The sequence below is a fragment of the Rathayibacter sp. AY1C7 genome (genome assembly GCF_002931865.1).
Taxonomy (GTDB): domain Bacteria; phylum Actinomycetota; class Actinomycetes; order Actinomycetales; family Microbacteriaceae; genus Rathayibacter.
This window is the reverse complement of sequence record NZ_PSWB01000011.1, coordinates 87125-111277: the sequence shown is the minus strand read 5'-3', so window position 1 is coordinate 111277 and position 24153 is coordinate 87125. Positions and strand designations below refer to the sequence as shown.

Genomic DNA, 24153 nt, shown 5'->3' with positions numbered 1-24153 from the left:
CTGCTCCTCGACGGCCGCCGGATCTGGCACTGGTTCCTCCGCCTCCTCCCCCGCCGCGCCCGCCCGGCGATGGAGCGCGGCGGGGGAGGAGGCGGAGGAACCAGTGCCAGATCCGGCGGCCGTCGAGGAGCAGGAAGATCAGCGAGAACAGGGTGAGGAGGGTCCCGGCGAAGACCTCGGCCAGCTGGGAGCCGACAGCGAGGGCCCCGGATGCGATCGTCGACGCCTGCGCGTCGGCCCAGTCGACCGCGCGCTGCGCCCAGTCCGAGAGCTGGACGTCCGAGAACGACAGCGGCGGGCTCCGCAGCCACGCCTCGACGCCGTCGACCGCGTCGAGAGCGCGCTGCCCCACTCCGCTGAAGCCGGAGCGGGACTGCACGACCACCAGCCCGACGAGGCCGGTCAGCAGGAGGAGCATCAGGACGATCGAGACCAGGACCGCGAGCGGGCGGGGGAGCCGCAGGCGCTCGAGCCGGTTCCGCAGCGGGGTGAGGAGCGCGGTGAGCAGCAGCGCGATCAGCACCGGCACGACGATCACGGGCAGCAGCGAGACGAGGCGCACGAGAAGGTAGAGGAGCCCGGCGACGGCGAGGAAGCGCCACGACCAGGCGGCGGCGATCCGCATCCCGGTCGAGACGTCGCCCGAGGCGTCGTCCGGCGAGTCCGCGAGGGCCGGAGCCGGGACCGCTGCCGGGGGAGCGGCGTCCGCAGGCGGGGTCGTCGCCGTGCCGTGCCGCTCGTCGCGCGCTCGCCGTCCCCGCATGACCCCTCCGATCCTCTCGCAGTGTACGGCGGAGCGGCCGTCCGGGACCGGGAGGGAGCCCGGGGGCGCCCCGCCTGGAGGGATCGGGGCGCCGGATGCGCCGGCAGCGGCTCGTCCGGAGGGCGGAACGCGCCGGATCGCGCCGTCTCCGCCCCGTTCCCCGCCTCGGCCGCGGGAGGCCGGTCCGCGCCGGTAGCGTCGCGCGGGTCGATGCCGAGCGAGGAGGGCGACGGATGCTGGAGGCGGTTCTCGCGATCGCCGCGTGGTGCGCGGGCGCGGTGCTCGTCGTCAGCGGTGCCCTGAAGCTCGGCCGCGCGGAGCGGTTCCGGGCGAGCCTCGAGGCGCTCGGGGTCCCCCTCCTCCTCCGGCGCCGCGGCTGGTTCGCGGCCGCCTTCCCCGTCGTCGAGATCGCGCTGGGCGCCGCGGTGGTGCTGGCGCCCGCTCCGGCGCACCGTACCGCCCTCGTGCCGGTGGCGCTCCTCGACGCCGTGTTCCTCGTCGTCGCCGTCCGCGCGGTCCGCGCGGCGGAGGACGTCGACTGCGAGTGCTTCGGCGGTCTGGGCTCGGCGCGGATGACCGGACGCACCGTCGCGAGGAACGCGGTGCTGCTCGCGCTGGCGGTCGCCGGGGCGCTCGGCGGGCTCGCTCCGGCCGCGCTGCTCGGCGGCGGCGGTGCCTCGGCGGCGGCGTCCGGGCTCGCCGCCGCTCTCGCCGCGGTCTCGCTCGTGCTGGTGCGCGACCGCCGTGCGGCGTCGACGGCCGCTCGCGTCCGGGCGGCCGCCCGCCTGTCCGCAGCCGATCGAGAGTCCGCGCCGGGGCCCGCGGGCGAGGGTGCCCTCTCGGCCGCCGACCTCGCGTTCGTCACGGTGGCCGGCGAGCTCCTGACGCTCGAGGAGCTGTCCCGCCCGGCGACGCACCTCGTCTTCTTCTCGCCCTCGTGCGCCGCCTGCCACGAGCTCGTCGAGCGCTTCCGCTGGTGGCCCCACGGCCTGCGCGAGGGCGAGGAGCTGCTGCCCGTCCTCCTCGGCAGGCGCGAGGACTTCGCGGTGCACGCCGTCTACGGGCCGCTCGTCGACCACGCCCTCTACGATCCGGAGGGCCGCGTCGCCGCCGTCCTCGGCCGAGCGGGGACTCCGGGCCACGTGCTGCTCACGCCCGAGCGTCCGCTCGGCGACGGCTGGACCTCGGGAGCCGCGTCGATCGAGGCGCGCGTGCTCCGGCCCGGATTCCTCGCCGAGCTGCAGGCGGGCGGCCCGGACCCGGCTCCGGCGGCGGGCGGCGCGGTACCGGCGGGGTGACGACGGCCGGCGGGCGGAGCGGTGCCGCCGGGCTGTCGACGACCGACGGCGGCCGGGCTCAGCGGCGCTCGAACTCGCCGGACATCGAGCCGTGCACGGGGTGGGCGGGATCGTCACCGACGGCGCGGGCGGGATCGTCGATCTCGACGGCGCGGGACGGCACCTCCTCGTCGCTCGCATCGAGGCCGAAGCCGTCCTCGAGCAGCTCCTGGGCGATGCGGCTCGACAGGCCGCTCCTCTCGCCCGGTCCGGGGTCGCTCTCCGGGTCGACGGGGGCGGCGAACGCCTGCTCGAGTCCGGACGCCGGCATCCCGGCGTCGTCGATCGAGTCGGCTCGTCCGTCGGAGGGTCCTCGTGCAGGTCTCGGCATGCGCCCGAGCGTAGAGGACAGGCCCCTGAAGGTCGACGCTCCGTCGCGCACTGCCTGGCCGCCTGCGCGCCGGGTCAGTCGTGCAGCGACCAGGAGTGGGGAGCGACCTGGACGCCGCCGACGGTCGCCGTCTCGTCGCCGATGTTCAGCGCGAGCCGCGCGGTGCGTCCCTCCGGGCCCTCCGCCACGAGCATCACGGCGGTGTTGGAGAGGTCGACCGTGCGGGTGCTCGCGCCGACCAGCCACGGGTTCCGTCGGCGGAACGCGACGACCTCCTGGTGGGCCCGGTAGGCCTCCCCGCCCGGCCACTCGGCGGGATCGGCCGGGAACTCCGGGCGGATCGCGTCGTCGCCGCCGATCCGCTCCTCCTTGACGCCGCGCAGGCCCCGCTCGTCGCCGGAGTAGATGCTCGGCACGCCGGCGACGAAGCCGAGGATCGCCGCGGCGTGGCCGTGGTGGCGCTCGTCGCTGACGGCGCTGGCGATCCGGGTCACGTCGTGGTTGCCGACGAAGGTGAGGGGCAGGAACTCGCGGACGAAGTCGTCGTGGCGCTTCAGGGACCAGGCCAGCTCGAAGAGGTTCGCCTCCTCGAGGGAGTTGCGGACGGCCTTCCAGAGCTCGTACTGCGTGACCGAGTCGAGCCCCGACTCCCGCACGTAGCCGGTGTAGTCGCCGTGGATGACCTCGCCGACGAACCACGCGTCGGGGAAGCGCTGCCGCACCGGGTCGATCGCCGCCTGCCAGGCCGCCGGCGCGACCGCGTACGCCGCGTCGAGCCGCCAGCCGTCGATGCCCCGCTCGAGCCAGTGCGCGAGCACGGAGGACACGTGCTCCGCGACCTCGGGGTTCCCGTTGTCGAGCTCGACCAGGGCGTCGTGCCCCTCGAACACGTCGACGCGGAGGCCGTCGACCTCCTGCGACCGCTCGCTGCGGGAGAAGCGCGCCGCCTCGGGGGAGCCCTCGCCGGCCGCGACCGCGGCACGCCACCAGGGGTGCTCCCGTCCCACATGGTTGAAGACCCCGTCGAGCAGCACCCGGATCCCGCGCTCGCGGCACGCGGCGATCAGCGCGTCGAGGTCGGCCTCGTCGCCGAGGCGGGGATCGATCCGGAAGTGGTCGACCGTGTCGTAGCCGTGGGTGGAGGAGGCGAAGACCGGCCCGAGCAGCAGCCCGTTGCAGCCCAGCGCCAGCAGGTCGTCGAGCCAGGGCAGCAGGGCGCGGAGGCGGTGCTGCGGCTCGTCGTCCGGGCCCGGACCCTCCGAGGCGCTCGCCTCGGCGCCCGTGAAGCCGAGCGGGTAGACGTGCCACCAGATCGCCGTCGAGATCCAACCGTCCGTCTGAGCCATCGTGGCCGTCCTCCCGGCCCGCTCGGGCGCGGGCCGCCGTCACTGTAGCGAGGCGGGCTGGACCGGAGCCGCGCCCGCTCACGGACCGGGCCGCAGGGCGGTGATCCAGGCCAGCACGGCGAGGCCCGCCCGCACGGAGGCGGGAGCCGTGACGGAGCAGACGAGCAGCGCGAGAGCCGCGCAGGCGAGCCCGGCCACCGCGCTCCTCCGCTCGCCCGCCCACCGCAGCGCCCGCACGGAGGCGATCACCGCGGCGACCGCCACGGCGACGGCGGGGAGGGCCCAGAGCGGATGCACGGAGGACGCGAGCGCGAGCAGGCCCAGCGCGAGCGCGGCGAGCCCGGGCTCGTACGGTCGGCGGGCGGGAGGGTGCCGCCGGGGAGGGCCGGGGAGGGCCGCGTCGCCCGGAGCGGGTGGAGGGAGGAGTGCCGTCGTCGTCATGAGCCGATCCTCGTCAGGCGGCGGACTCTGCGGAGAGGCGATCGGCGGACCGGTGGACGAGAGGCGCCGAGCGCCTCCTGTGGAGGGACCGACCGGCGCGATCGGCGTCGTTCCGGGCGTCTCGAGGCCGGAATCGCCGGAGATCCGGGGCGGGGCTGGTAGGTTACCGACGGTCCGACCGGTTGAGGACGTCCGTCCCCGGCCGAGGACGATCCATCGAAACCAGCTGTTCCGACAGCGAGAACGTCCTGGGAGGACACTCCATGGCTGACAAGTCGCTCAACCGCACCGAGCTCGTCGCGAAGATCGCCGCCGACTCCGGCCAGAGCCAGGCCGCCGTCAACGGCGTCCTCGACTCGCTCTTCACCACCCTCGCCGACTCCGTGTCGAACGACGTGAAGGTCACCATCCCCGGCTGGATCGCCGTCGAGCGCACCTCCCGCGCCGCGCGCACCGGCCGCAACCCGCAGACCGGCGAGACCATCCAGATCGCCGCCGGCCACTCGGTCAAGGTCTCCGCGGGCACCAAGCTCAAGGCCGCCGCGAAGTAGTCGCGCCCTCCGACACGGCCCCGGCACTGCGCCGGGGCCGTCGTCGTCCGCGGACGCGGCCGCCGATCGTCCGCGGACGCGGCTGCCGATCAGCCGCGGAACGTAGGCTGGACCGGTGAATCGAACCGTCCGGATCGTCGGCCCTGCGCTCGTGCTCGTCGCCGCAGCGCTCGTCGCCCTCCTCGCGGCCCTGGCCTTCGGAGGGGGAGCCGCGGCTCCGCTGCTGAACGATCCCGGCCCCGTGGTCCGCTACGGCCTCCCGATCGCCAAGCTGGCCGTCAATCTGGGCGCCGCGGGCATGATCGGCTCGCTCGTGCTGACGCTGTTCGCGCTGAGCCCCCGCGCCGCCGCCGCCCGCGACGCCCGGTCCTCGTCCCGATCTTCGACCGCTCACGCCTCCTCGCGCGGCGGCCAGTCCTCGCGCGGCGGCCAGTCCTCCTCCCGCGCCGGATCGACGCGCACCGCGGTCGCCCCCGCGCGCCCCGCGCCCGCCGAGGCCGCGCCCGAGCCGCGCACCGAGTTCTCGATCGCCCTCGACGTCGCCGCCGCCAGCGCCGCCTTCTTCGCGGCGGCCAGCGCGGTGACCGGGTTCCTCACCTTCCTCAACGTCACGCAGACGCCCCTGAGCCTCGACCGCGACTTCGGCACCAAGCTCAGCTACTTCATCGGCAGCATCGAGGTCGGCCAGGCCTGGCTCATCACGACGCTGCTCGCGGCCGTCGTCACCGTCCTCTGCTTCGCCGTCCGCAACCAGACCGCGCTCGTCTTCGTCACGGGCCTGGCCCTGCTCACGCTGCTGCCGATGGCGCAGCAGGGGCACGCGGCGGGAGCGAGCGGGCACGACGCCGCCGTCACGGCGCTGGGCCTGCACCTCGTCTTCGCGGCGATCTGGCTGGGCGGCCTCATCACCGTCATCGCCCTGCGGCCCCTGCTCGGCGGCTCCCGCCTGCTGCCCGTGATCGAGCGCTACTCCAGCCTCGCGCTCGTGAGCTTCGTCGTGGTCGCGGCGTCCGGGTACGTCAGCGCCGAGCTCCGGCTCGCCACTCTCGACAACCTGCTGACCGGCTACGGGATCCTCGTGCTGGTCAAGGTCGCGGCGCTGGTCGCGCTGGGCCTGTTCGGCGTTCTGCAGCGCCGCTACCTCATCGAGCGGATGCGGAAGGCCGGCGGTGTCGGCGGCCGCAGCTTCTGGTGGCTCGTCGGCGCCGAGATCGCCTTCATGGGGATCGCGTCCGGAGTCGCCGCGGCTCTCGCGCGCACCGCGACCCCGGTCGACCAGATCGCCGCGAGCCAGCTCACGGATCCGACCCCGGCCCAGCTGCTGACGGGCGAGCCCCTGCCGCCGCCCGCGAGCGCGATGAACTTCCTCACGCTCTGGAACATCGACCTGGTCTGGCTCCTGGTCTGCTCCTTCGCCATCGCGTTCTACGTCGCCGGAGTGGTGCGCCTGCACCGCCGGGGTGACCGCTGGCCCCTGCACCGCACGATCCTCTGGATCGCGGGCATGCTCCTCCTGGCCTACATCACGAACGGCGGGGTGAACGCGTACGAGAAGTACCTGTTCAGCGCCCACATGCTCTCGCACATGGTCCTCACCATGGCGGTGCCGCTGCTGCTCGTCCCGGCGGCACCGGTCACGCTCATCGCCCGCGCCGCCGCCCGCCGCACCGACGGCTCCCGCGGTGCCCGCGAGTGGGTGCTGCTCGCCGTGCACTCGCGCTTCGCCACCGCGATCTCGCACCCGATCGTCGCCGCGCTGCTGTTCGTCGGGTCGCTCTGGGGCTTCTACTACTCCCCGCTGTTCCGCTGGGCCACCACGGACCACATCGGCCACGAGTGGATGATCGTCCACTTCCTGATCACCGGCTACCTCTTCGTCAGCGTCCTGATCGGAGTGGACCCGAGCGTGCACCGCGTGCCCTACGCGATGCGCCTCCTGCTGCTGCTGGGCACCATGGCGTTCCACGCCTTCTTCGGCCTCGCACTGATGACGGGGGAGGGGCTGCTCCTCGCCGACTGGTACGGAGCGATGGGCTGGGGCACCTCCGCGCTCGCCGATCAGCAGGCGGCCGGCGGCATCGCGTGGAGCATCGGCGAGATCCCCACCCTCGCGCTCGCGATCGTCGTCGCGATGATGTGGAGCCGCTCCGACGCCCGCGAGACCAAGCGCCGCGACCGCCAGGCCGACCGCACCGGAGAGGCCGAGCTCACGGCCTACAACGACCGCCTGGCCGCCCTCCAGAAGCGCGGCTGATCCGCGCCCGGGCCCCGGGGTCCTGGCGGCCCGCGGGTACAGTGGAGCGGTGACTCAGCCGACCCTCTCCGACGAGCAGCAGCGGGTCTTCGACCTCATCGAGAACACGCGCGAGCACCTGTTCGTCACGGGTCGCGCGGGCACGGGCAAGTCCACCCTGCTCAACCACCTGAGCTGGAACACCGACAAGCAGATCGTCATCTGCGCCCCCACCGGCGTCGCGGCGCTGAACGTCGGCGGCCAGACCATCCACTCGCTCTTCCGACTGCCGATCGGCGTCATCGCCGACTCCGACCTCGACCAGCCGCCCGAGCTGCGCAAGCTCCTCAACACCATCGACACGCTCGTCATCGACGAGATCTCCATGGTCAACGCCGACCTGCTCGACGGGATCGACCGCAGCCTCCGGCAGGCGCGGCAGCGGCGCTCCGAGCCGTTCGGGGGCGTGCAGGTCGTCCTCTTCGGCGACCCGTTCCAGCTCGCACCCGTTCCCGGCGATCCGGAGGAGCGCGCCTACTTCGCCGACCGCTACCGCTCGCTGTGGTTCTTCGACGCCCTCGTTTGGCACGAGGCGCCGCTGCGGATCGTCGAGCTCGGCCGGATCCACCGGCAGAGCGATGAGCGCTTCAAGTGGATGCTCAACGCGGTCCGCTTCGGCATGGTGACGAAGGAGATCGCCGACGTGCTGAACGCCGCGGGCGCGCGGACGCCTCCGGCGGACGACGCGATCACGCTCGCGACCCGCAACGACACGGTCAACCGCATCAACCAGGCGGCGCTCGCGCGGCTGAAGGGCCCGCTGAAGACCGCGTCGGCCGAGATCAGCGGCGACTTCGGCGGGCGCGCCTATCCAGCGGACCAGAACCTCGAGCTCAAGATCGGCGCGCACGTGATGTTCCTGCGCAACGACTCCGAGCAGCGCTGGGTGAACGGCACGATCGGCCGGGTGACGAAGGTCGCGGGAACGGTGTGGGTCGAGGTGGACGGCGAGGTCCACGAGGTCGAGCCCGCGACCTGGGAGCGCTACCGCTACTCCTACTCCGCCGCGACGAAGAAGCTCACCCGCGAGATCGTCGCCGAGTTCGCGCAGTTCCCGCTCCGCCTGGCGTGGGCGGTCACGATCCACAAGTCGCAGGGCAAGACCTACGACTCCGCCGTGGTCGACCTCGGGCAGCGCGCCTTCGCCCCCGGGCAGACCTACGTGGCGCTCAGCCGCATCACGAGCCTCGAGGGGCTCTACCTGACGCGGCCGCTCCGGCCGAGCGACATCATCGTCGACAAGGACGTGCTGCGCTTCATGTCCGAACGGCGAGCCGAGCCGGCCGCCGTCGCGGAGGCGTCCGCGGACTGACGCCCCGCGGAGGAGGTCGGAGCAGGCCCTCAGGCCGCCGCGCAGGTCCGGGCGAGATCGCGGAACAGCTCCGTCGTCAGCCGGTACGCCTCCGCGACCTCCGCGATGACCCGCTCCCGCTCCTCCTCGTCCCAGCCCGCGGCGTCGAGCTGCTCGCGGTAGGTGGCGCGGAAGGCCGACGGTGCGGCGATCTCGCCGAAGAGGAAGAAGCCGACGCCGTTGGTCTCGAAGCCGAACCGCCGCTGCAGCAGCCCGCGGACGATCGCGCAGCCGGAGAGGTCGCCGAGGTAGCGCGTGTAGTGGTGGGCGACGAAGCCGCCGCTCCAGCCCGAGGCCACGGTGCGGATCCGGTCGACGTAGGCGCTGGTCGAGGGCAGCGGGCGGATGCGCTCCCGCCAGTCCTCGCCGACGAGGAAGCGCAGGTCCTCCGCGATCGCGGGGAGCCGGGTGAGCTTGGCCGAGAGGAAGGGCTCCGCGACCGGATCGCCGGCCATGTCCTCCGCCACGGCCTCGAGGGCCTCGTAGACGAAGTAGTGCTGCGAGATGAGCGCGATGTAGTCGTCGCGGCTGCCGGAGCCGGTCATCAGCGAGGTCATGAAGGCGGCGCCCTCGTCGTCCGCGCCGGACTGCCCGATGCGCAGGCGCAGGGCCTCGGAGAACGGGATGACGTTCGACACGGTGGCCTCCCTCGACGACTGAGGTCTGCCTTACCTTAGCCGAGCGGGGCCGCCGGGACCAGAGGGCGTCAGTGCCCGTGTCCGCCGTCGACGACGGAGTGCATCATCCCGCCCATGTCGCCCGTACCGCCCGAGGAGGCGGCCATGGCGGGGGTGGCGAGGGCGGAGACGGTGAGCGCGCCGGCCAGGAGTCCGACGAGAGCTCGCGACGGCGAGACGGCCTTCTCCTCGACGCGCGGAGAGCGGAGCGAGACGGCCACCACGGCGACCGCGATCAGTTGGAGGGCCGCGGCGGCCAGCGCGGGGAGGGGCTCGGCGAGTGCGCCGAGGGCCAGAGCGAGGGCGAACGCCGCCAGGGAGGCGACCGCGACGACCAGCGCGGAGCGCGGAGCGACGATCCGGCCGCGCGCCAGGACGAGGACCGCCCAGAGGATCTCGACGGCACCGAGCACTCCGATCACCGGGGCCTGCACGCCCTCGCCGCCGGCGGCGAGCGAGAGGTGGACGAGCCCGGCGCCGAGTCCGGCGAAAGCGGCGTTGCAGCGGGCCACGGTGGTCATGGCGGCTCCTTCGCTGGATCGGGGAAGAAGAGGAGGCCCCGGATCGACACACCGCATCGTGTCGTCCGGGGCCGTTCAGTCCGTCCGCCGCGGAAAACGGCGGGCCCACGGCGGACGGAGTAGAGGGGGGCGGCGGGTGCCGCCCGGGTCAGGCGGTGGCGGCGGTGCGCGTCCTCGCCGTCTTCTCCGTGCCGAGTCCGACTCCCAGGAGCACCAGCGCGCTGGCCAGGTGCAGGAAGTGGTCGGCGGTGTTCAGCGCCAGCACGTTCAGGGCGGTGTCGACCAGGAAGAAGCCGACGATGCCGAGCAGCAGGTACACCGCTCCGACTGTCACGTTGACGGTCTTCGCCGCGGCGACGGTCGACAGGCCCGCGATCAGCAGCGCGCCTCCGATGAGCAGGTGGGCGATGTTGTGCAGCGGGTTCACCTCGAAGACGCCGAGCAGGAGCCCGCCTTCGGTCGAGAGGAACTGCACGCCTCCGGTCACGACGAAGCCGAGGAGCCCGACGACGACGTAGACGGCTCCGAAGAGAGTCGCCAGCAGTCGATTGGGGGATCTACGCATGGTCTCTTACCTCCTTCGAGCAGCGCCTCTGCGCTGTACTCCCTCTCTTCGTAACCCGGCGCCTGCCGGTTTGGGAACGGGGTGGACTCCGCCGGTCACGGTCAGGACACGAATCGCGATCGCGCGCTCAGCGGCCCTCTCCGGCCCGACGGAGCCCCCGTACAGTGGTGCCGTTCGCAGACGACGGGGGAGTCGCACGGCATGGGATCTCGCAGACGGACGCGGACGGGACTGCTCGTCGTCCCGGTCCTCGTGCTCGCACTGGCCGGCTGCACGCCCGCCGCCGCCTCGCGCGTGGCGGAGGCTCCCGCGCAGGCGGCGTCGGAGGAGCTCGCCTCCGCCCTGTCGGGGTTCCTCGACGAGACGGTCGGCGTCGCCGGCGCGACCGGAGCGGTCGCCGGGGTCTGGTCGCCATGGGGCGGCAGCTGGGAGGGCGCGGTCGGCTGGGAGTCGGACGAGCGCACCACCGCCCTCACCACCGACGCGCACCTGCGGCTCGGCACCGGCGGCACCGAGGCGATGACCTGCGACGTGGTCCTCGCCCTCGCCGACTCCGGCCGGGTCGACCTCGACGCCGACGTCGGCGAGACGCTGCGCTCCCTGCCCGGCATCGACGGCCTCACGCTGCGCGAGCTCTGCGCGCACACCTCCGGCCTGGCCGACTTCCGCTCGGCGCTCTGGCCGACCGTGCTCCAGAACCCCCCGCGGCAGTGGCCGACGCTCGAGCTGCTCGCCGCGGCCCAGGTGCGCGGCGCCTCGGCCGAGCCCGGAGCGGCGTGGTCCGACTCCGCCACCGGTCCGCTGCTCGCCGGCATCGTCGCCGCGCAGGTGACCGGTCGGAGCATCGGGGAGCTCTACGACCAGTACGTGGTGCCGCGGTACGGGCTGCGCAGCACGGAGCTGCCCGGCGCCTCCGAGGTCGATCTGCCCGCTCCGTCCCCCCGCGGCTACGCGGTCGCGCTGGAACCGGCGACCGGGGAGAAGCGCTGCGACGTGCGCCTCGACGTCACCGCCGCGTCCCCGTCCGCGCTCGGCGCCGCGGGCGGAGCGCTGACCGATCTGGAGGACCTCCGGCGGCTGGCGACGGGTCTCGCGGCCGATCCCGCGGGCGACGCCATGTGGCAGGACCCGGTCGTCCAGGGCCAGGGCCGCGCCGACTACCTCCGCGCCGGGCTCGGTGGGCACGAGGCGGGACCCCTCCGCGGCTTCTCGGGCCTCGCGCCCGGCTTCGTCACCGCGGCGTACTCCGACCCGGTCTCGGGCCTGACCGTGGCCGTCTCGATCAACAGCTCGACGCCCGGCGGCGACTTCGCTGCGACGGTCGCCCGCACCCTGGCCGCCATCGCGGTCGAGCAGGGAGCCGCGACGGGAGCCGAGGGCCTGCCCCGGCTCCCGTGGACGGCCGACGGCGAGCGCGGCGCCGTGCAGGGGACCCCGACGCGCTGCTGATCCGGCGGCGCCCTACTCTGGTGCCATGCCGATCACTCCCGACACCAAGGACTGGACCTGGGTCCTCGAGCGCCCCTGCCTCGAGTGCGGTTTCGACGCCTCGCTCGTCGACGCCGACGAGGTCGCCGAGCTCATCCGCGAGAACGCCGCCGCCTGGCCCTACGTGCTCGACCGCGACGACGCGGCGGGCCGGCCCGACGACGAGACCTGGTCGCCGCTCGAGTACGCCGCGCACGTGCGCGACGTGCATCGCATCTACCGCACCCGCGTGCAGCTGATGCTCGCCGGCGACGACCCGCTCTACCCCAACTGGGACCAGGACGTCACCGCCGTGGAGGAGCGCTACGACCAGCAGGACCCCGCGACGGTCGGCCGCGAGCTGGTCGAGGCGGCCGAGCGCATCGCCGAGGTGTTCGACTCCGTCGCCGGCGCCCAGTGGCAGCGCCGAGGCCGCCGCAGCGACGGCGCGGCGTTCACGGTCGACACGATCGCCCGCTACTACCTGCACGACGTCCAGCACCACCTGCACGACGTGCAGGGCTGAGCTCAGGTGTCGATGAGCTGCGGATTGAGGAACGAGAGCGTCCGCGCGTAGGCGAGCGCCGCGGAGGCGGGGCTGACCAGGTCGCGCAGGTTGCCGTTCGCGAAGTGCCGCTGCGTGTCCGGGTAGGTGTGCGCCGTGACCGGCGTCCCCGACTCCTTCAGCCGCCCGACGAACGACTCCGGGTCGTCGCCCGCGGGCCACTCGTCGCTCTGCGCGTAGTGCAGGAGGGTGGGGCACGGGACCAGCACGTGCTCCTCCGCACCGAGGGTGGCGTAGTACGCGACCACCGCGTCCACGAGCCCGGTGCCCGCGGCGAGCAGCCCGAGGCGGCCGCCGAAGCCGAAGCCGATGACGGCGCTGCGCGGTGCCCCGGCCGCGACTCCGGTGCCGACCGCCTCGGCGACGGCGGCGAGGGTGCGGTCCTGCGCGGCCATCGCGGCGAGGTCGCGCGCGTCCTCCGGGGCGAGCGTGGCCCAGCCGTCGTAGAGGTCGGGCACGAGCACGTGGTAGCCGTGCTTCGCCACGGCCTCGGCGAACGGCTCCAGCCACGGCAGGCGCCCGAACACGTCGTGCAGCACGACCACCACGGGCCGGCCGGGGTGCCCGTACTCGAGGGCGACGCCCGGCGACGGGATCTGGACGAGCTCTGTCACCCCTCCACCCTGCCCTCTGCGTCCCGCGATCCCGCGCGCTGCCGCGGATCCGCCCGGCGTGTCGCGTCGGAACGCCGCTCGGGCGCCTCACCGCTCCGCGCGGCCGTGCGGCTCCAGCGGCAGGACGACCTGCTCGCGCAGGTGCTCGTAGACGACCGAGGTGCGCACGTCGGCGACCTCGCGGCGCTGCGTCAGCTCGTCGATGACGAAGGCGTAGAGGTCCTGGTTGTCGCGGACGGCGACGTGGATGATGAAGTCCTCCGAGCCGGAGGTGACGAACACGCCGACCGTCTCGTCGAGGCCGGCGACCCAGTCGCGGAAGGCCTCGATGATCTCGCGCGACGGCGGACGGATGCGGACCGCGATCAGCGCCTGCACGCCGCGCCCGAGGGCCGCGAAGTCGAGAGTGAGCGTCGCGCCGGTGATCACGCCGCGGCGCCGGAGGCTCCTCGTGCGGTCGAGGGCGGTGGTCGGCGAGACGTGCACGGCGGCTGCGAGGTCACGGTTCGTGATCCGTGCATCCGACTGCAGGACCTGCAGGATCCGGACGTCGAGTTCGTCGAGTGCCGCTCCTGGGCCGTTCTGCTGGTCGTTCATACGGAGATCCTGCCGAAGGGGAGCCCTCCTGCCTACTGTTCGTGACGTCACTGCGCACGAACCGAGGAGCATCATGACCATCCCCGCCCCCGACGCCGTCGGCTTCCACCCCGACGAGATCGACACCGCCGCGCCCACCCGCTCGGCCCGCCTCACGTGGGTGGTCGTCGTCGACGAGTCCCTCCCCGCCGGCCGCGCCGTGAACGCCGCGATCTGCGTGGGCGCCGCGACGGCCGCGCACGTCGCGGGGCTGCTCGGACCGAGCCCCGCCGACGCGTCCGGATCGCTGCATCCCGGTCTGCCGTGGGCCGGCTGCACGGTCCTCGCCGCCGACGCGGCGACCCTGCTCGCGATCCGCGCGAAGGCCGAGGCGCACGACGGGACGTTCGTCGCCGACATGCCCGCGTCGGCGCAGGCCACCCGGGTGTACGACGAGTACCGGGAGGCGGTGGCGGCGAGCGGCTCCGACGAGCTGCAGTACCTCGCGGTCAGCCTGGTGGGGCCGAGGAACCGGATCGACAGGATCGTCGGGCGGCTGCCGCTGCTGGGCTGACGGACACCGCGGGGCTGCCGGACGCCGCTGCGCTGACGGACGCCGCTGCAGCGCCGGAGGAGGAGCCGCTCGCGTCGGGCCGGAGGACCGGCCGCAGACGAGGGGGGGGAGGAGAGCGAGTGACGGGAATCGAACCCGCGCCATCTGCTTGGGAAGCAGAAGTTCTACCATTGAACTACACTCGCGCGGCGCCGCTCGGGCGCACCAGGACATCGTAGCAAGGCCCGGAGCCGGCCCATGCCCCGGGTCGCGCCACGCCCTAGGATCGCAGCGTGCTCCTCTCCGACCGCGACATCTCGCTCGAACTCGCCTCCGGCCGCGTGGGGCTCGCCCCGCACGATCCGTCGATGCTGCAGCCGTCGTCCGTCGATGTGCGCCTCGACCGCTTCTTCCGGCTGTTCGACAACCACCGCTACCCGTACATCGATCCGGCCGAGGACCAGCCCGAGCTGACCCGCCTGGTCGAGACGCCGCAGGGCGAGCCGTTCATCCTCCACCCGGGAGAGTTCGTGCTCGGCTCGACCTACGAGGAGGTGTCGCTGCCGGACGACATCGCGGCGCGCCTCGAGGGCAAGAGCTCGCTCGGACGGCTCGGACTGCTGACCCACTCGACCGCCGGGTTCATCGATCCGGGCTTCACCGGCCACGTCACCCTCGAGCTCAGCAACGTCGCGACGCTCCCCATCACGCTCTGGCCGGGGATGAAGATCGGCCAGATGTGCTTCTTCCGCCTCAGCTCGCCCGCCGAGAAGCCCTACGGCTCGGCGGAGTACAGCTCGCGGTACCAGGGCCAGCGCGGTCCGACCGCGTCGCGGTCGGCGCTCAACTTCCACCGCACGGACGTCTACACCGACTGACTCCGGCGCAGGGATCAGGGCGCGGGGGTCAGCCCAGCAGACGGGGGAGCTGCAGCACGAGCCAGGGGGAGAACGCCCAGGGGGTCGAGCGGACGGCGGCGAGCGTCGCCTCGGCGTCGACCCACTCGTAGTCCATGACCTCGTCGAGGCGCGGATCGAGGGCGTCGCGGCTCGACAGCGTCGCCGTGTAGACGGGGCAGATCTCGTTCTCGACGACGCCGGACGCATCGACCGCGCGGTAGCGGAAGTCCGGCAGGGCGACCTCCAGCGTGGCCAGCCGGGCGCCGAGCTCGCGCTCGGCCCGGCGGACGACGGCGTCCTCGATCCGCTCGCCCGGGGCGGGGTGCCCGCAGAAGGAGTTGGTCCAGACGCCCGGCCAGGTGCGCTTCTCGAGCGCGCGGCGGGTCACCAGCAGCGCGCCGTCCGGGGAGAAGACGTGGCAGGAGAACGCGAGGTGCAGGGGGGTGGCCGTGTCGTGCACGGTCGCCTTGTCGGCGACCCCCACGGCGTTCCCGGCCTCGTCGAGGAGGACCACCTGCTCGATCCGGTCCGTCTGCACAGTGGCGGCTGGCGAAGTCATACCCGCAAGTCAAGCACGCCGCAACACATCAGCCGGCTTATCGTCCTGGTTCTCCCCTTTGTTAGCCTTCCCACGTGGATACGCGCGACCCCGTGGTTCTGTCCCGGTTGAGGCAGGAGCACGTCGATGCCGTCCTGGACAGGTTCTTCTCGTTGGCGAGGTCCCGGGCGGTGCGTCTCGGACCCCGCTACCTGACTCTCTGGCAGACGCTGGAGGCCAACACCCGCGGCGGCAAGCGCTTCCGCCCGCTGATGGTGATCTCGGCGTACGAGGCCCACGGCGGCCAGGATCCGGAGGCCGCCGCCCATCTCGGCGCGGCGTTCGAGCTGCTGCACACCGCGCTGATCGTGCACGACGACGTGATCGACCGCGACTTCGTGCGCCGCGGCGGCCCGAACGTCTCGGGCAGCTACCGCGACGAGGCGACGACCGCGGGGCTCTCCATCCCGATCGCCGAGCACCGGGGCACCTCGGTGGCCGTGATCGCCGGGGACCTCGCCCTCACCGGCGCCCACCGCCTCGTCGAGGGCGTCGGCGCCTCCGACGGCGTGCGGGCCCGCCTGCTCACCCTGCTCGACGAGGCCGTCTTCGCCTCCGCCGCGGGTGAGCTGGCCGATGTGGACTTCTCCCTCATGCCGGGCATGCCCTCGGTCGACGAGGTGCTCGAGATGGAGCGCCTCAAGACGGCCGTCTACTCGTTCGAGGCGCCGCTGCAGGCCGGAGCGATCCTCGCCGGGGCCTCGGACGCCGCGGTGGACGCCCTCGGCGAGTTCGGCCGCTGGATCGGCATCGCCTACCAGATCGTCGACGACCTGCTCGGGGTCTTCGGCTCGGAGGGGCAGACCGGCAAGACCACGCTGGGCGACCTCCGCGAGGGCAAGCGCACCGTCCTCATCGCCCACGCGGCCGGCACGGACTGCTGGCCCGACATCGAGGCGCTGATCGGCGACGAGCACCTCGCGCCCGAGACCGCGGAGAAGGTGCGCGGCATCCTCGAGGAGTGCGGCGCCCGCAGCTACGCCGAGGGGCTCGCGAACCAGTTCGCAGACCGCGCCTGGGCGGCGCTGGAGACGCCCGCGGTGTCGGAGGCCTTCCGCAACGAGGTCCGCCCGCTCGTGGCCAGCGTGGTCGGGCGCACCCGATGAGCGCTGTCCGCCACGCGCGGATGCGTGCGACGATGCGCTCCGCCCGGCCGTGCCCCCGTACGGTGGCACGATGAGCCGCCAGAGCGAACTGTACGACCGCGTCGCGCACGAGTCGTCCGCGCAGGTGATCCGCCGCTACTCCACCTCCTTCGGGCTGGCCACGCGTCTGCTCGCCCCGGGCGTCCGCGAGCGGGTGGAGGACGTCTACGCCCTCGTGCGCGTCGCCGACGAGATCGTCGACGGCGTCGCCGAGGAGGCCCGTCTCGATCGGGCCGCGGTGGAGGAGTCTCTCGACGCCTTCGAGGCCGAGACCGAGCGCGCGCTCGCCTCCGGCTACAGCTCCAACCTCGTGATCCACGCCTTCGCTCGTACCGCGCGGGCGACCGGATTCGGCACCGAGCTCACCCGGCCGTTCTTCGCGTCGATGCGCGCCGACCTCCGCGAGACCGAGCACACCCCCGAGTCCTTCGAGGCCTACGTCTACGGCTCCGCCGAGGTCGTCGGGCTGATGTGCCTGCACGTGTTCCTCGCGGCGCCGGACGCGGGGCTCGTCTCCGAGGCCGCCCGCGCGCGGCTCGTGGCCGGAGCGCGCCGCCTGGGGGCCGCGTTCCAGAAGGTCAACTTCCTCCGCGATTTCGCCGCCGACGTCGACGGCCTCGGCCGCAGCTACTTCCCCGGAGTCGACCCGCGGGCGTTCTCCGAGCGCGACAAGGCCTCGCTGCTCGCCGATCTCGACGACGACCTCGCCGAAGCCGCCGCCATCGTGCCCGAGCTCCCGCGCTCGAGCCGGCGCGCGGTCCTGCTCGCCCACTCCCTCTTCGCCGCCCTGGCCGACCGGATCCGCGCGACGCCCGCCGAGGAGCTCCTCCGCGCCCGCGTCAGCGTGCCCACGGCCGCCAAGGCGGCGCTCGCGGCGAAGGCGGCCGTGTCGACGCTGGGCCCGCGCCTGGGCCCCGGCCCCGTCCGCGCGACCCGCTCGAGGACCGGCCCGCACCGCGCCGTCGTCATCGGCGGCGGGATCGGCGGGCTCGCCTCCGCCGCGCTGCTCGCGCGCGACGGCTACGACGTGACCCTCCTGGAGGCGCGCGAGGCCGTCGGCGGCCGCGCCGGCTCGTGGGAGCACGAGGGCTTCCGCTTCGACACCGGTCCCTCCTGGTACCTGATGCCCGAGGTGTTCGACCACTTCTTCCGCCTGATGGGCACCAGCGCCGAGGAGCGCCTCGACCTCGTCACGCTCGACCCCGGCTACCGGGTCTACAGCGAGGGCGTCGACGAGCCGATCGACGTGCTCGCCGACCTCGAGTCGAACCTCGCGCTCTTCGAGAGCATCGAGCCCGGAGCGGGCGAGCGGATGCGCGCGTACCTCGACTCCGCGCGCGACACCTACGAGATGGCCAAGCGCCGCTTCCTCTACACGAGCTTCTCCTCCTTCCTCCCGCTGCTGCGCCGCGACGTGCTCAGCCGGACCGGGAGGCTCGGCCGCCTGCTGCTCACGCCGCTCGACACGTTCGCGGCGACGGCGGTCACCGACAACCGGCTGCGCCAGATCCTCGGCTACCCGGCCGTCTTCCTCGGCTCCTCGCCGTTCGCCGCGCCGAGCATGTACCACCTGATGAGCCACCTCGACCTCGCCGACGGCGTGCTCTACCCGATGGGCGGATTCACGAAGCTGATCGAGGCCGTCGCCGACGTCGCCGAGGAGGCCGGCGTCACCGTCCGCACGTCCTCGCCCGCGACGCGGATCCTCACCGCCCGCTCGCCCCGCGGCCGACGCCGCGGCGCCGAGGTCGTCGGAGTCGAGTTCACGGGCCCCGACGGCACGGAGCGGATCCCCGCCGACCTGGTCGTCAACGCCTCCGACCTCTTCACCACCGAGCAGTCGCTCCTCCCCGAGGAGCTGCGGACCTACCCGCCCGCCTACTGGGAGAAGCGCGAGCCCGGCCCGAGCGCCGTCCTCGTCCTCCTGGGCGTGCGCGGGGAGCTGCCCGAGCTCGAGCACCACACCCTGCTCTTCACGAAGGACTGGCGCGACAACTTCGACAAGATCTTCGGCGAGCACCCGACCGTCCCCGATCCCGCGTCGATCTACGTCTGCCGCCCGAGCGCGACCGACGCGAGCACGGCTCCGGAGGGGCACGAGAACCTGTTCGTGCTCGTGCCGATCCCGGCCGACACCTCGATCGGCCACGGCGGAGTCGACGGCGCGGGCGACGCGCGCGTCGAGGCCATCGCCGACCAGGCCATCGCGCAGATCGCGTCCTGGACCGGCGCGACCGACCTGGCCGAGCGGATCGTCGTCCGCCGCACCATCGGCCCGGCCGACTTCGAGAGCGACCTCGGCGCCTGGCGCGGCTCGATGCTCGGACCGGCCCACGTCCTCTCGCAGAGCGCCTTCTTCCGGGCCGGGAACGTCAGCAGGCACGTCGACGGACTGCTCTTCGCCGGCAGCTCCACGATCCCCGGCATCGGCCTGCCGATGTGCATCATCAGCGCCGAGGTCATGCTCAAGCGCGTGCGCGGCGACGTGTCGACCGAGCCGCTGCCCGTGCGGGAGGCGCCGTCCGGTCCGGTCGCGCCCGTCGCCGTGGGGGAGTAGGCGTGGGGATCCTCTACCTGCTCGCGCTCCTCGTCTCGATCACCGGGATGATCGTGCTCGACCGCCGCTTCCGGCTGTTCTTCTGGGCGGACGCGCGACGCGCGGCGATCGTGCTGCCCGTGGGAGTCGCGTTCTTCCTGGTCTGGGACCTCGTGGGGATCGGCCTGGGCGTCTTCTTCCGCGGCGAGACCTCCTACATGACCGGCCTGCAGATCGCGCCGGAGCTCCCGGTCGAGGAGGTCCTCTTCCTCACCCTGCTCTGCTACCTGACGATGGACGTGCACGGCTTCCTCTCGCAGCGCGTCTCCCGGCGGGCGGAGGCGCGCGCGTGACCTACCTCCTCCTCAACGCCGTGTTCCTCGCGGTGGTGCTGGTGCTGCTGCTGCTCGCGCTGCGCCGACGCGTCCTGCGCCTGCCCGCCGTCCTCGGCACGCTCGCCGTGCTGCTGGTGATGACAGCCGTCTTCGACAACATCATGATCGGAGTGGGACTGCTGGTCGCCTACGACGACGACCTGATCTCGGGCATCCGGATCGGCGTCGCTCCGATCGAGGACTTCGCCTACGCGATCGCCGCGGCCCTCGCCCTCCCGGCGCTCTGGGTGCTCCTGCCCTCGCGTCGTCGGAGCGAGCCGTGAACCGGCTGCGCGCGCTGTTCGTCTCGAGCCGCCCGCTGAGCTGGGTCAACACCGCCTACCCGTTCGCGGCGGCGTACCTGCTGACCACCCGCGAGATCGACCTCGCCTTCGTGCTCGGCACGATCTACTTCCTCATCCCCTACAACCTCGCGATGTACGGGATCAACGACGTCTTCGACTACGAGTCCGACCTGCGGAACCCCCGCAAGGGCGGCGTCGAGGGCGCCGTGCTCGACCGGAGCGAGCACCGCGCGACGCTGATCGCGGCGGTGGCCACGAACGTGCCGTTCCTGGTGGCGCTCGTGCTGCTCGGATCCCCGGTCTCGTGGCTGGTCCTCGCGATCAGCGTCTTCGCGGTGATCGCCTACAGTGCGCCGGGGCTCCGCTTCAAGGAGCGCCCGTTCGTCGACTCGCTGACCTCGGCGACCCACTTCGTCAGCCCGGCCGTCTACGGGATCGCCCTCGCGGGCACCGTGGTCACCGGACCTCTGGTGGCGCTGCTCGTGGCGTTCTTCCTCTGGGGGATCGCGAGCCACGCCTTCGGCGCGGTGCAGGACATCCTGGCCGACCGGGCGGGCGGCATCGGCTCGATCGCGACCGTGATCGGAGCGAAGGCGACCACGCGCTTCGCCATCGCCGCCTACGTCGCGAGCGGCCTGCTCCTGCTCCTGCTGCCCTGGCCGGGGACTCTCGCGGCGATCCTCGCGGTGCCGTACGCGGTGAGCATCTGGCCGTACCGATCGCTCGAGGACGCCGAGGCGGAGCGGGCGAACGCGGGCTGGAAGCGCTTCCTCGCGCTGAACTTCCTGACCGGCTTCCTCGTCACGCTCCTGCTGATCGTGTTCTGGATCGCCACGGTCTGATCTGCGGCCGGCGGCGCGCGGGGAGGGGCGTCGCCAGCGACTCCGCGGTCCGGGCCCCGTCAGTCCCGGCGGGCGGGCGGAGCGAGCCGCGGCTCCGGCACGACGGGGGCGGTGGCCGGCGGGCGGCGCACCGGCAGGAGCAGCACCAGCCCCACGGCGAGGACGAGGACGAGCCCGAGGATGCCCCAGTACTGCACGTTCGCCTCGCCGCTGCCCGAGACGGCCGCGGCGATCGAGACGGCGGCTGCGAAGGCGGCGGGCGCGAGGAACGAGGCCGCCCGCCCGGTGGTCGCGTAGAGGCCGAAGATCTCGCCCTCGCGTCCCTCCGGGATGAGGCGGGCGAGGTAGCTGCGGCTCGCCGACTGCGCCGGGCCGACGAACAGGCACAGCAGCAGGCCGAAGATCCAGAACACCGTGCTCCCCCCGTCGTGCAGGACGAAGACGGCGGTGCCGCAGACGACCAGGCCGATGAGCGAGGCGACGATCACGGCCTTGGGGCCGATGCGGTCGTCGAGCGCGCCGACCGAGATGGTCGCCACTCCGGCCACGACGTTCGCGGCGATGGCGAAGAGGATCACCTCGCCGGCGTCGAAGCCGAAGGTGCCCTGCGCCAGCACGCCGCCGAAGGTGAAGACCCCGGTGAGCCCGTCGCGGAACACCGCGCTGGCGATGAGGAAGGCCACGGTGCTGCGGCTCTCGCGCCAGAGGCCGGCGACCTGCGCGAAGAGCGCGCGGTAGGAGGCGATCACGCCGACGCGCTCCGCCCGGCTCGCGCGCGCCGGCGTCGCCGGCACCGCGACCAGCACAGGGAGGGCGAAGACGGCGAACCAGACGCCGGCGACCAGGATCGAGACGCGCACGTCGAGGCCGTCGTCACCCGTCACTCCGAAGAGCCCGACCTCGGGCGAGATGAAGCCGAAGTACACGATCAGCAGCAGGACGATCCCGCCCACGTAGCCCATGCCCCAGCCGAAACCGGAGACGCGGCCGATGGTCGCCCGGGTCGAGACCTGGAGGAGCATCGCGTTGTAGTTGACGCTCGCGAACTCGAAGAAGACCGTGCCGACCGCGAGCAGTCCGAGTCCCAGCCAGAGGAGGGCCGGGTCGGGGCGCACGAGGAACATCAGCAGGATGCAGAGGACGACGACGGCGGAGTGGATCCCGAGCCAGAGGCGGCGGCGCCCGCCGAGGTCGGCCCGGCGGCCGGTGATCGGCGCGATGACGGCGACGACCACGCCGGCGGCGGCGAGGGACCAGCCGAGCGCGGCCGAGACTCCGCTCGAGGTGCCGAAGAGCCCGTCGGTGGTCAGGTAGACGGTGAAGACGAAGGTGGTCACCACCGCGTTGAAGGCCGATCCGCCCCAGTCCCACAGGCCCCAGGCGAGGACGGGCCAGCGGCCGGTGCGCGTCGTCATGGGCCCACCGTAGGGGGAGGAGGTGAACGGCCGGAAGCGGCGGGACCCGTGAGTCTGAGAGTTGAGCCGATGCGACTCAACTTCTCGCGTCCGGACTTGACGCGAGACGACGGATGCGTAAACTTGAGCGTGCGGGGCTCAACTCCCGCAGAGGATTCCGCACCACCCGTCAACTGACCGGCAGCCGCCCGCGCGACGCCGATCGCGAAGGAGAACAACGCATATGTCCCGTGCCGTAGGCATCGACCTGGGAACCACCAACTCTGTCGTGGCCGTCCTCGAGGGAGGCGAGCCCACCGTCATCGCCAACGCCGAGGGCTTCCGCACCACGCCGTCCGTCGTGGCGTTCACCAAGGACGGGGAGGTGCTCGTCGGCGAGACCGCGAAGCGCCAGGCCGTCACCAACGTCGACCGCACCATCGCGTCGGTCAAGCGCCACATGGGCACCGACTGGACCTTCGGCGTCGAGGACAAGAAGTACACCCCGCAGGAGATCTCGGCCCGCATCCTGGGCAAGCTCAAGCGCGACGCGGAGCAGTACCTGGGCGACAAGGTGACCGACGCGGTCATCACCGTCCCGGCCTACTTCAACGACGCCGAGCGCCAGGCGACCAAGGACGCCGGCGAGATCGCCGGACTCAACGTCCTGCGCATCATCAACGAGCCCACCGCGGCCGCGCTGGCCTACGGCCTCGACAAGGGCAAGGAGGACGAGCTCATCCTCGTCTTCGACCTCGGCGGCGGAACGTTCGACGTCTCCCTCCTCGAGGTGGGCAAGGACGACGACTTCTCGACCATCCAGGTCCGCGCGACCTCGGGCGACAACCGCCTCGGCGGCGACGACTGGGACCAGCGCGTCGTCGACCACCTGGTCAAGCGCTTCAAGGACTCGACCGGCGTCGACGTCTCGAAGGACAAGATCGCTCGTCAGCGCCTCAAGGAGGCCGCGGAGCAGGCGAAGAAGGAGCTCTCCTCGAGCACCTCGACCAGCATCCAGCTGCCCTACCTCTCGCTCACCGAGAACGGTCCGGCGAACCTCGACGAGACGCTCACCCGCGCCAAGTTCGAGGAGCTCACCAGCGACCTGATCGAGCGCACCCGCAAGCCCTTCACCGACGTCATCGCCGAGGCGGGCGTCAAGGTCGAGGACATCGCTCACGTGGTCCTCGTCGGCGGCTCGACCCGCATGCCGGCCGTCGCCGAGCTCGTCAAGAAGCTCACCGGGGGCAAGGAGCCCAACAAGGGCGTCAACCCGGACGAGGTCGTCGCCGTCGGCGCCGCGCTGCAGGCCGGCGTCCTCAAGGGCGAGCGCAAGGACGTCCTCCTGATCGACGTGACCCCGCTCTCGCTGGGCATCGAGACCAAGGGCGGGATCATGACGAAGCTCATCGAGCGCAACACCGCGATCCCGACCAAGAGGTCCGAGACCTTCACCACGGCCGACGACAACCAGCCGTCCGTCGCGATCCAGGTCTTCCAGGGCGAGCGCGAGTTCACCCGCGACAACAAGAACCTGGGCACGTTCGAGCTGACCGGCATCGCGCCGGCCCCGCGCGGCATCCCGCAGGTCGAGGTCACCTTCGACATCGACGCCAACGGCATCGTCCACGTGTCCGCGAAGGACAAGGGCACCGGCAAGGAGCAGTCGATGACGATCACGGGCGGCTCGTCGCTGCCCAAGGACGACATCGACCGCATGGTCCGCGAGGCCGAGGAGCACGCCGCCGAGGACAAGGCCCGCCGCGAGGCGGCCGAGATCCGCAACAACGCCGAGACCCTGGCGTACTCGATCGACAAGCTGATCAAGGACAACGAGGACAAGCTGCCCGAGGACGTCAAGTCCGAGGTGCAGGGAGACGTCGACGCGCTGAAGACCGCGCTCGCCGGCGACGACGACGCGGCCGTCAAGACCGCGTTCGACGCCCTCAACGCCTCGCAGACCAAGATCGGCCAGGCGATCTACTCCCAGGACCAGGCCGCGCAGAGCGCCCCCGCGGACGCTCCGGCCGACGGTGACAAGAAGGACGACGAGGACATCGTCGACGCCGAGGTCATCGACGAGGACGAGCCGAAGGACACGAAGTAGCC

General features: G+C 72.8%; 25 protein-coding genes and 1 tRNA gene. 14 read left to right on the top strand and 12 right to left on the bottom strand.

Going from position 1 to position 24153, the window contains the following annotated elements; all coding sequences use genetic code 11:
- Positions 1 to 763 (bottom strand): AI-2E family transporter (locus C5C69_RS08150; protein WP_146083618.1); only part of this gene is annotated, 763 nt, incomplete at its 3' end.
- 233 nt (positions 764 to 996) lie between these two features.
- Between C5C69_RS08150 and C5C69_RS08145 the strand changes: the two genes are divergently transcribed.
- Positions 997 to 2061, top strand: coding sequence for a MauE/DoxX family redox-associated membrane protein (locus C5C69_RS08145; RefSeq protein ID WP_104257691.1), 1065 nt, complete (start codon positions 997 to 999; stop codon positions 2059 to 2061).
- Positions 2062 to 2119: 58 nt separating this feature from the next.
- Here the strand turns inward: C5C69_RS08145 and C5C69_RS08140 are convergent, their stop codons facing one another.
- The 3 genes from C5C69_RS08140 to C5C69_RS08130 all read right to left on the bottom strand — a co-directional run bounded on the left by C5C69_RS08140 (position 2120) and on the right by C5C69_RS08130 (position 4218).
- Positions 2120 to 2431 carry a hypothetical protein gene (locus tag C5C69_RS08140; RefSeq protein ID WP_146083617.1) on the bottom strand — a complete coding sequence of 104 codons (312 nt, stop codon included), beginning with the start codon at positions 2429 to 2431 and terminating at the stop codon, positions 2120 to 2122.
- 74 nt (positions 2432 to 2505) lie between these two features.
- Positions 2506 to 3777, bottom strand: coding sequence for an alpha-amylase family glycosyl hydrolase (locus C5C69_RS08135; protein ID WP_104257689.1), 1272 nt, complete (start codon positions 3775 to 3777; stop codon positions 2506 to 2508).
- 78 nt (positions 3778 to 3855) lie between these two features.
- A complete protein-coding gene (locus C5C69_RS08130; RefSeq protein ID WP_104257688.1) occupies positions 3856 to 4218 on the bottom strand; it encodes a hypothetical protein in 363 nt (120 codons plus the stop codon).
- A 263-nt stretch (positions 4219 to 4481) separates the two neighbouring features.
- Between C5C69_RS08130 and C5C69_RS08125 the strand changes: the two genes are divergently transcribed.
- The 3 genes from C5C69_RS08125 (at position 4482) to C5C69_RS08115 (ending at position 8374) form a co-directional block, all read left to right on the top strand.
- Positions 4482 to 4769: an HU family DNA-binding protein gene (locus C5C69_RS08125; protein ID WP_056037903.1), complete on the top strand. Its 288-nt coding sequence runs from the start codon at positions 4482 to 4484 to the stop codon at positions 4767 to 4769.
- Positions 4770 to 4884: 115 nt separating this feature from the next.
- Entirely contained in the window at positions 4885 to 7023 is a 2139-nt protein-coding gene (locus C5C69_RS08120; protein ID WP_258060447.1) for a bifunctional copper resistance protein CopD/cytochrome c oxidase assembly protein, read from the top strand.
- A gap of 49 nt (positions 7024 to 7072) precedes the next feature.
- Positions 7073 to 8374, top strand: coding sequence for an ATP-dependent RecD-like DNA helicase (locus C5C69_RS08115; RefSeq protein WP_104233073.1), 1302 nt, complete (start codon positions 7073 to 7075; stop codon positions 8372 to 8374).
- 29 nt (positions 8375 to 8403) lie between these two features.
- Here C5C69_RS08115 and C5C69_RS08110 read toward each other — a convergent pair whose 3' ends face one another.
- The 3 genes from C5C69_RS08110 to C5C69_RS08100 form a co-directional block, all read right to left on the bottom strand.
- On the bottom strand, positions 8404 to 9051 hold the full coding sequence (locus tag C5C69_RS08110) for a heme oxygenase (biliverdin-producing) (protein WP_104226125.1): 648 nt from the start codon (positions 9049 to 9051) through the stop codon (positions 8404 to 8406).
- 68 nt (positions 9052 to 9119) lie between these two features.
- The gene (locus C5C69_RS08105; RefSeq protein WP_104257687.1) at positions 9120 to 9611 is read right to left on the bottom strand and encodes a hypothetical protein; all 492 of its coding nucleotides are present in this window, start codon (positions 9609 to 9611) and stop codon (positions 9120 to 9122) included.
- 148 nt (positions 9612 to 9759) lie between these two features.
- On the bottom strand, positions 9760 to 10176 hold the full coding sequence (locus C5C69_RS08100) for a DUF4383 domain-containing protein (RefSeq protein WP_104222905.1): 417 nt from the start codon (positions 10174 to 10176) through the stop codon (positions 9760 to 9762).
- Between the two features lie 201 nt (positions 10177 to 10377).
- Between C5C69_RS08100 and C5C69_RS08095 the strand changes: the two genes are divergently transcribed.
- Positions 10378 to 11625 carry a serine hydrolase gene (locus tag C5C69_RS08095; RefSeq protein WP_104257686.1) on the top strand — a complete coding sequence of 416 codons (1248 nt, stop codon included), beginning with the start codon at positions 10378 to 10380 and terminating at the stop codon, positions 11623 to 11625.
- Between the two features lie 25 nt (positions 11626 to 11650).
- A complete protein-coding gene (locus tag C5C69_RS08090) occupies positions 11651 to 12169 on the top strand; it encodes a DinB family protein (protein WP_104222903.1) in 519 nt (172 codons plus the stop codon).
- A 2-nt stretch (positions 12170 to 12171) separates the two neighbouring features.
- On the opposite strand, the gene C5C69_RS08085 is transcribed toward C5C69_RS08090, so the two are convergent.
- Together C5C69_RS08085 and C5C69_RS08080 are read right to left on the bottom strand one after the other, a co-directional pair.
- On the bottom strand, positions 12172 to 12822 hold the full coding sequence (locus C5C69_RS08085) for a dienelactone hydrolase family protein (RefSeq protein ID WP_104257685.1): 651 nt from the start codon (positions 12820 to 12822) through the stop codon (positions 12172 to 12174).
- An 87-nt stretch (positions 12823 to 12909) separates the two neighbouring features.
- Positions 12910 to 13419 (bottom strand): Lrp/AsnC family transcriptional regulator, encoded by a 510-nt coding sequence (locus C5C69_RS08080; RefSeq protein ID WP_104255349.1) that lies wholly within the window; start codon positions 13417 to 13419, stop codon positions 12910 to 12912.
- A gap of 73 nt (positions 13420 to 13492) precedes the next feature.
- Here C5C69_RS08080 and C5C69_RS08075 point away from each other — a divergent pair, with 73 nt between their 5' ends.
- Positions 13493 to 13972, top strand: coding sequence for a DUF2000 domain-containing protein (locus tag C5C69_RS08075; RefSeq protein ID WP_104257684.1), 480 nt, complete (start codon positions 13493 to 13495; stop codon positions 13970 to 13972).
- Between the two features lie 114 nt (positions 13973 to 14086).
- On the opposite strand, the gene C5C69_RS08070 is transcribed toward C5C69_RS08075, so the two are convergent.
- A tRNA-Gly gene (locus C5C69_RS08070) sits at positions 14087 to 14157 on the bottom strand.
- A gap of 87 nt (positions 14158 to 14244) precedes the next feature.
- On the opposite strand from C5C69_RS08070, the gene dcd reads away from it, so the two are divergent.
- On the top strand, positions 14245 to 14829 hold the full coding sequence (gene dcd, locus C5C69_RS08065; RefSeq protein ID WP_104222898.1) for a dCTP deaminase: 585 nt from the start codon (positions 14245 to 14247) through the stop codon (positions 14827 to 14829).
- A 28-nt stretch (positions 14830 to 14857) separates the two neighbouring features.
- On the opposite strand, the gene idi is transcribed toward dcd, so the two are convergent.
- On the bottom strand, positions 14858 to 15409 hold the full coding sequence (idi, locus tag C5C69_RS08060; RefSeq protein ID WP_104222897.1) for an isopentenyl-diphosphate Delta-isomerase: 552 nt from the start codon (positions 15407 to 15409) through the stop codon (positions 14858 to 14860).
- Positions 15410 to 15579: 170 nt separating this feature from the next.
- Between idi and C5C69_RS08055 the strand changes: the two genes are divergently transcribed.
- From C5C69_RS08055 to C5C69_RS08035, 5 genes are all read left to right on the top strand, one after another.
- Positions 15580 to 16554, top strand: a complete 975-nt coding sequence (locus tag C5C69_RS08055; RefSeq protein WP_244229492.1) for a polyprenyl synthetase family protein — start codon at positions 15580 to 15582, stop codon at positions 16552 to 16554.
- Positions 16555 to 16624: 70 nt separating this feature from the next.
- The gene (crtI, locus tag C5C69_RS08050; RefSeq protein ID WP_104257696.1) at positions 16625 to 19150 is read left to right on the top strand and encodes a phytoene desaturase family protein; all 2526 of its coding nucleotides are present in this window, start codon (positions 16625 to 16627) and stop codon (positions 19148 to 19150) included.
- Between the two features lie 2 nt (positions 19151 to 19152).
- The gene (locus C5C69_RS08045; protein WP_104255346.1) at positions 19153 to 19482 is read left to right on the top strand and encodes a lycopene cyclase domain-containing protein; all 330 of its coding nucleotides are present in this window, start codon (positions 19153 to 19155) and stop codon (positions 19480 to 19482) included.
- Positions 19479 to 19787, top strand: a complete 309-nt coding sequence (locus tag C5C69_RS08040; protein ID WP_104222893.1) for a lycopene cyclase domain-containing protein — start codon at positions 19479 to 19481, stop codon at positions 19785 to 19787. Before C5C69_RS08045 ends, C5C69_RS08040 begins: the two co-directional genes overlap by 4 nt.
- The gene (locus C5C69_RS08035; protein ID WP_104222892.1) at positions 19784 to 20650 is read left to right on the top strand and encodes a prenyltransferase; all 867 of its coding nucleotides are present in this window, start codon (positions 19784 to 19786) and stop codon (positions 20648 to 20650) included. Before C5C69_RS08040 ends, C5C69_RS08035 begins: the two co-directional genes overlap by 4 nt.
- A gap of 59 nt (positions 20651 to 20709) precedes the next feature.
- Here C5C69_RS08035 and C5C69_RS08030 read toward each other — a convergent pair whose 3' ends face one another.
- On the bottom strand, positions 20710 to 22065 hold the full coding sequence (locus C5C69_RS08030; RefSeq protein WP_104257683.1) for an MFS transporter: 1356 nt from the start codon (positions 22063 to 22065) through the stop codon (positions 20710 to 20712).
- A gap of 223 nt (positions 22066 to 22288) precedes the next feature.
- Here C5C69_RS08030 and dnaK point away from each other — a divergent pair, with 223 nt between their 5' ends.
- A complete protein-coding gene (gene dnaK, locus C5C69_RS08025; protein WP_104222890.1) occupies positions 22289 to 24151 on the top strand; it encodes a molecular chaperone DnaK in 1863 nt (620 codons plus the stop codon).
- Positions 24152 to 24153 lie beyond the last annotated feature (2 nt).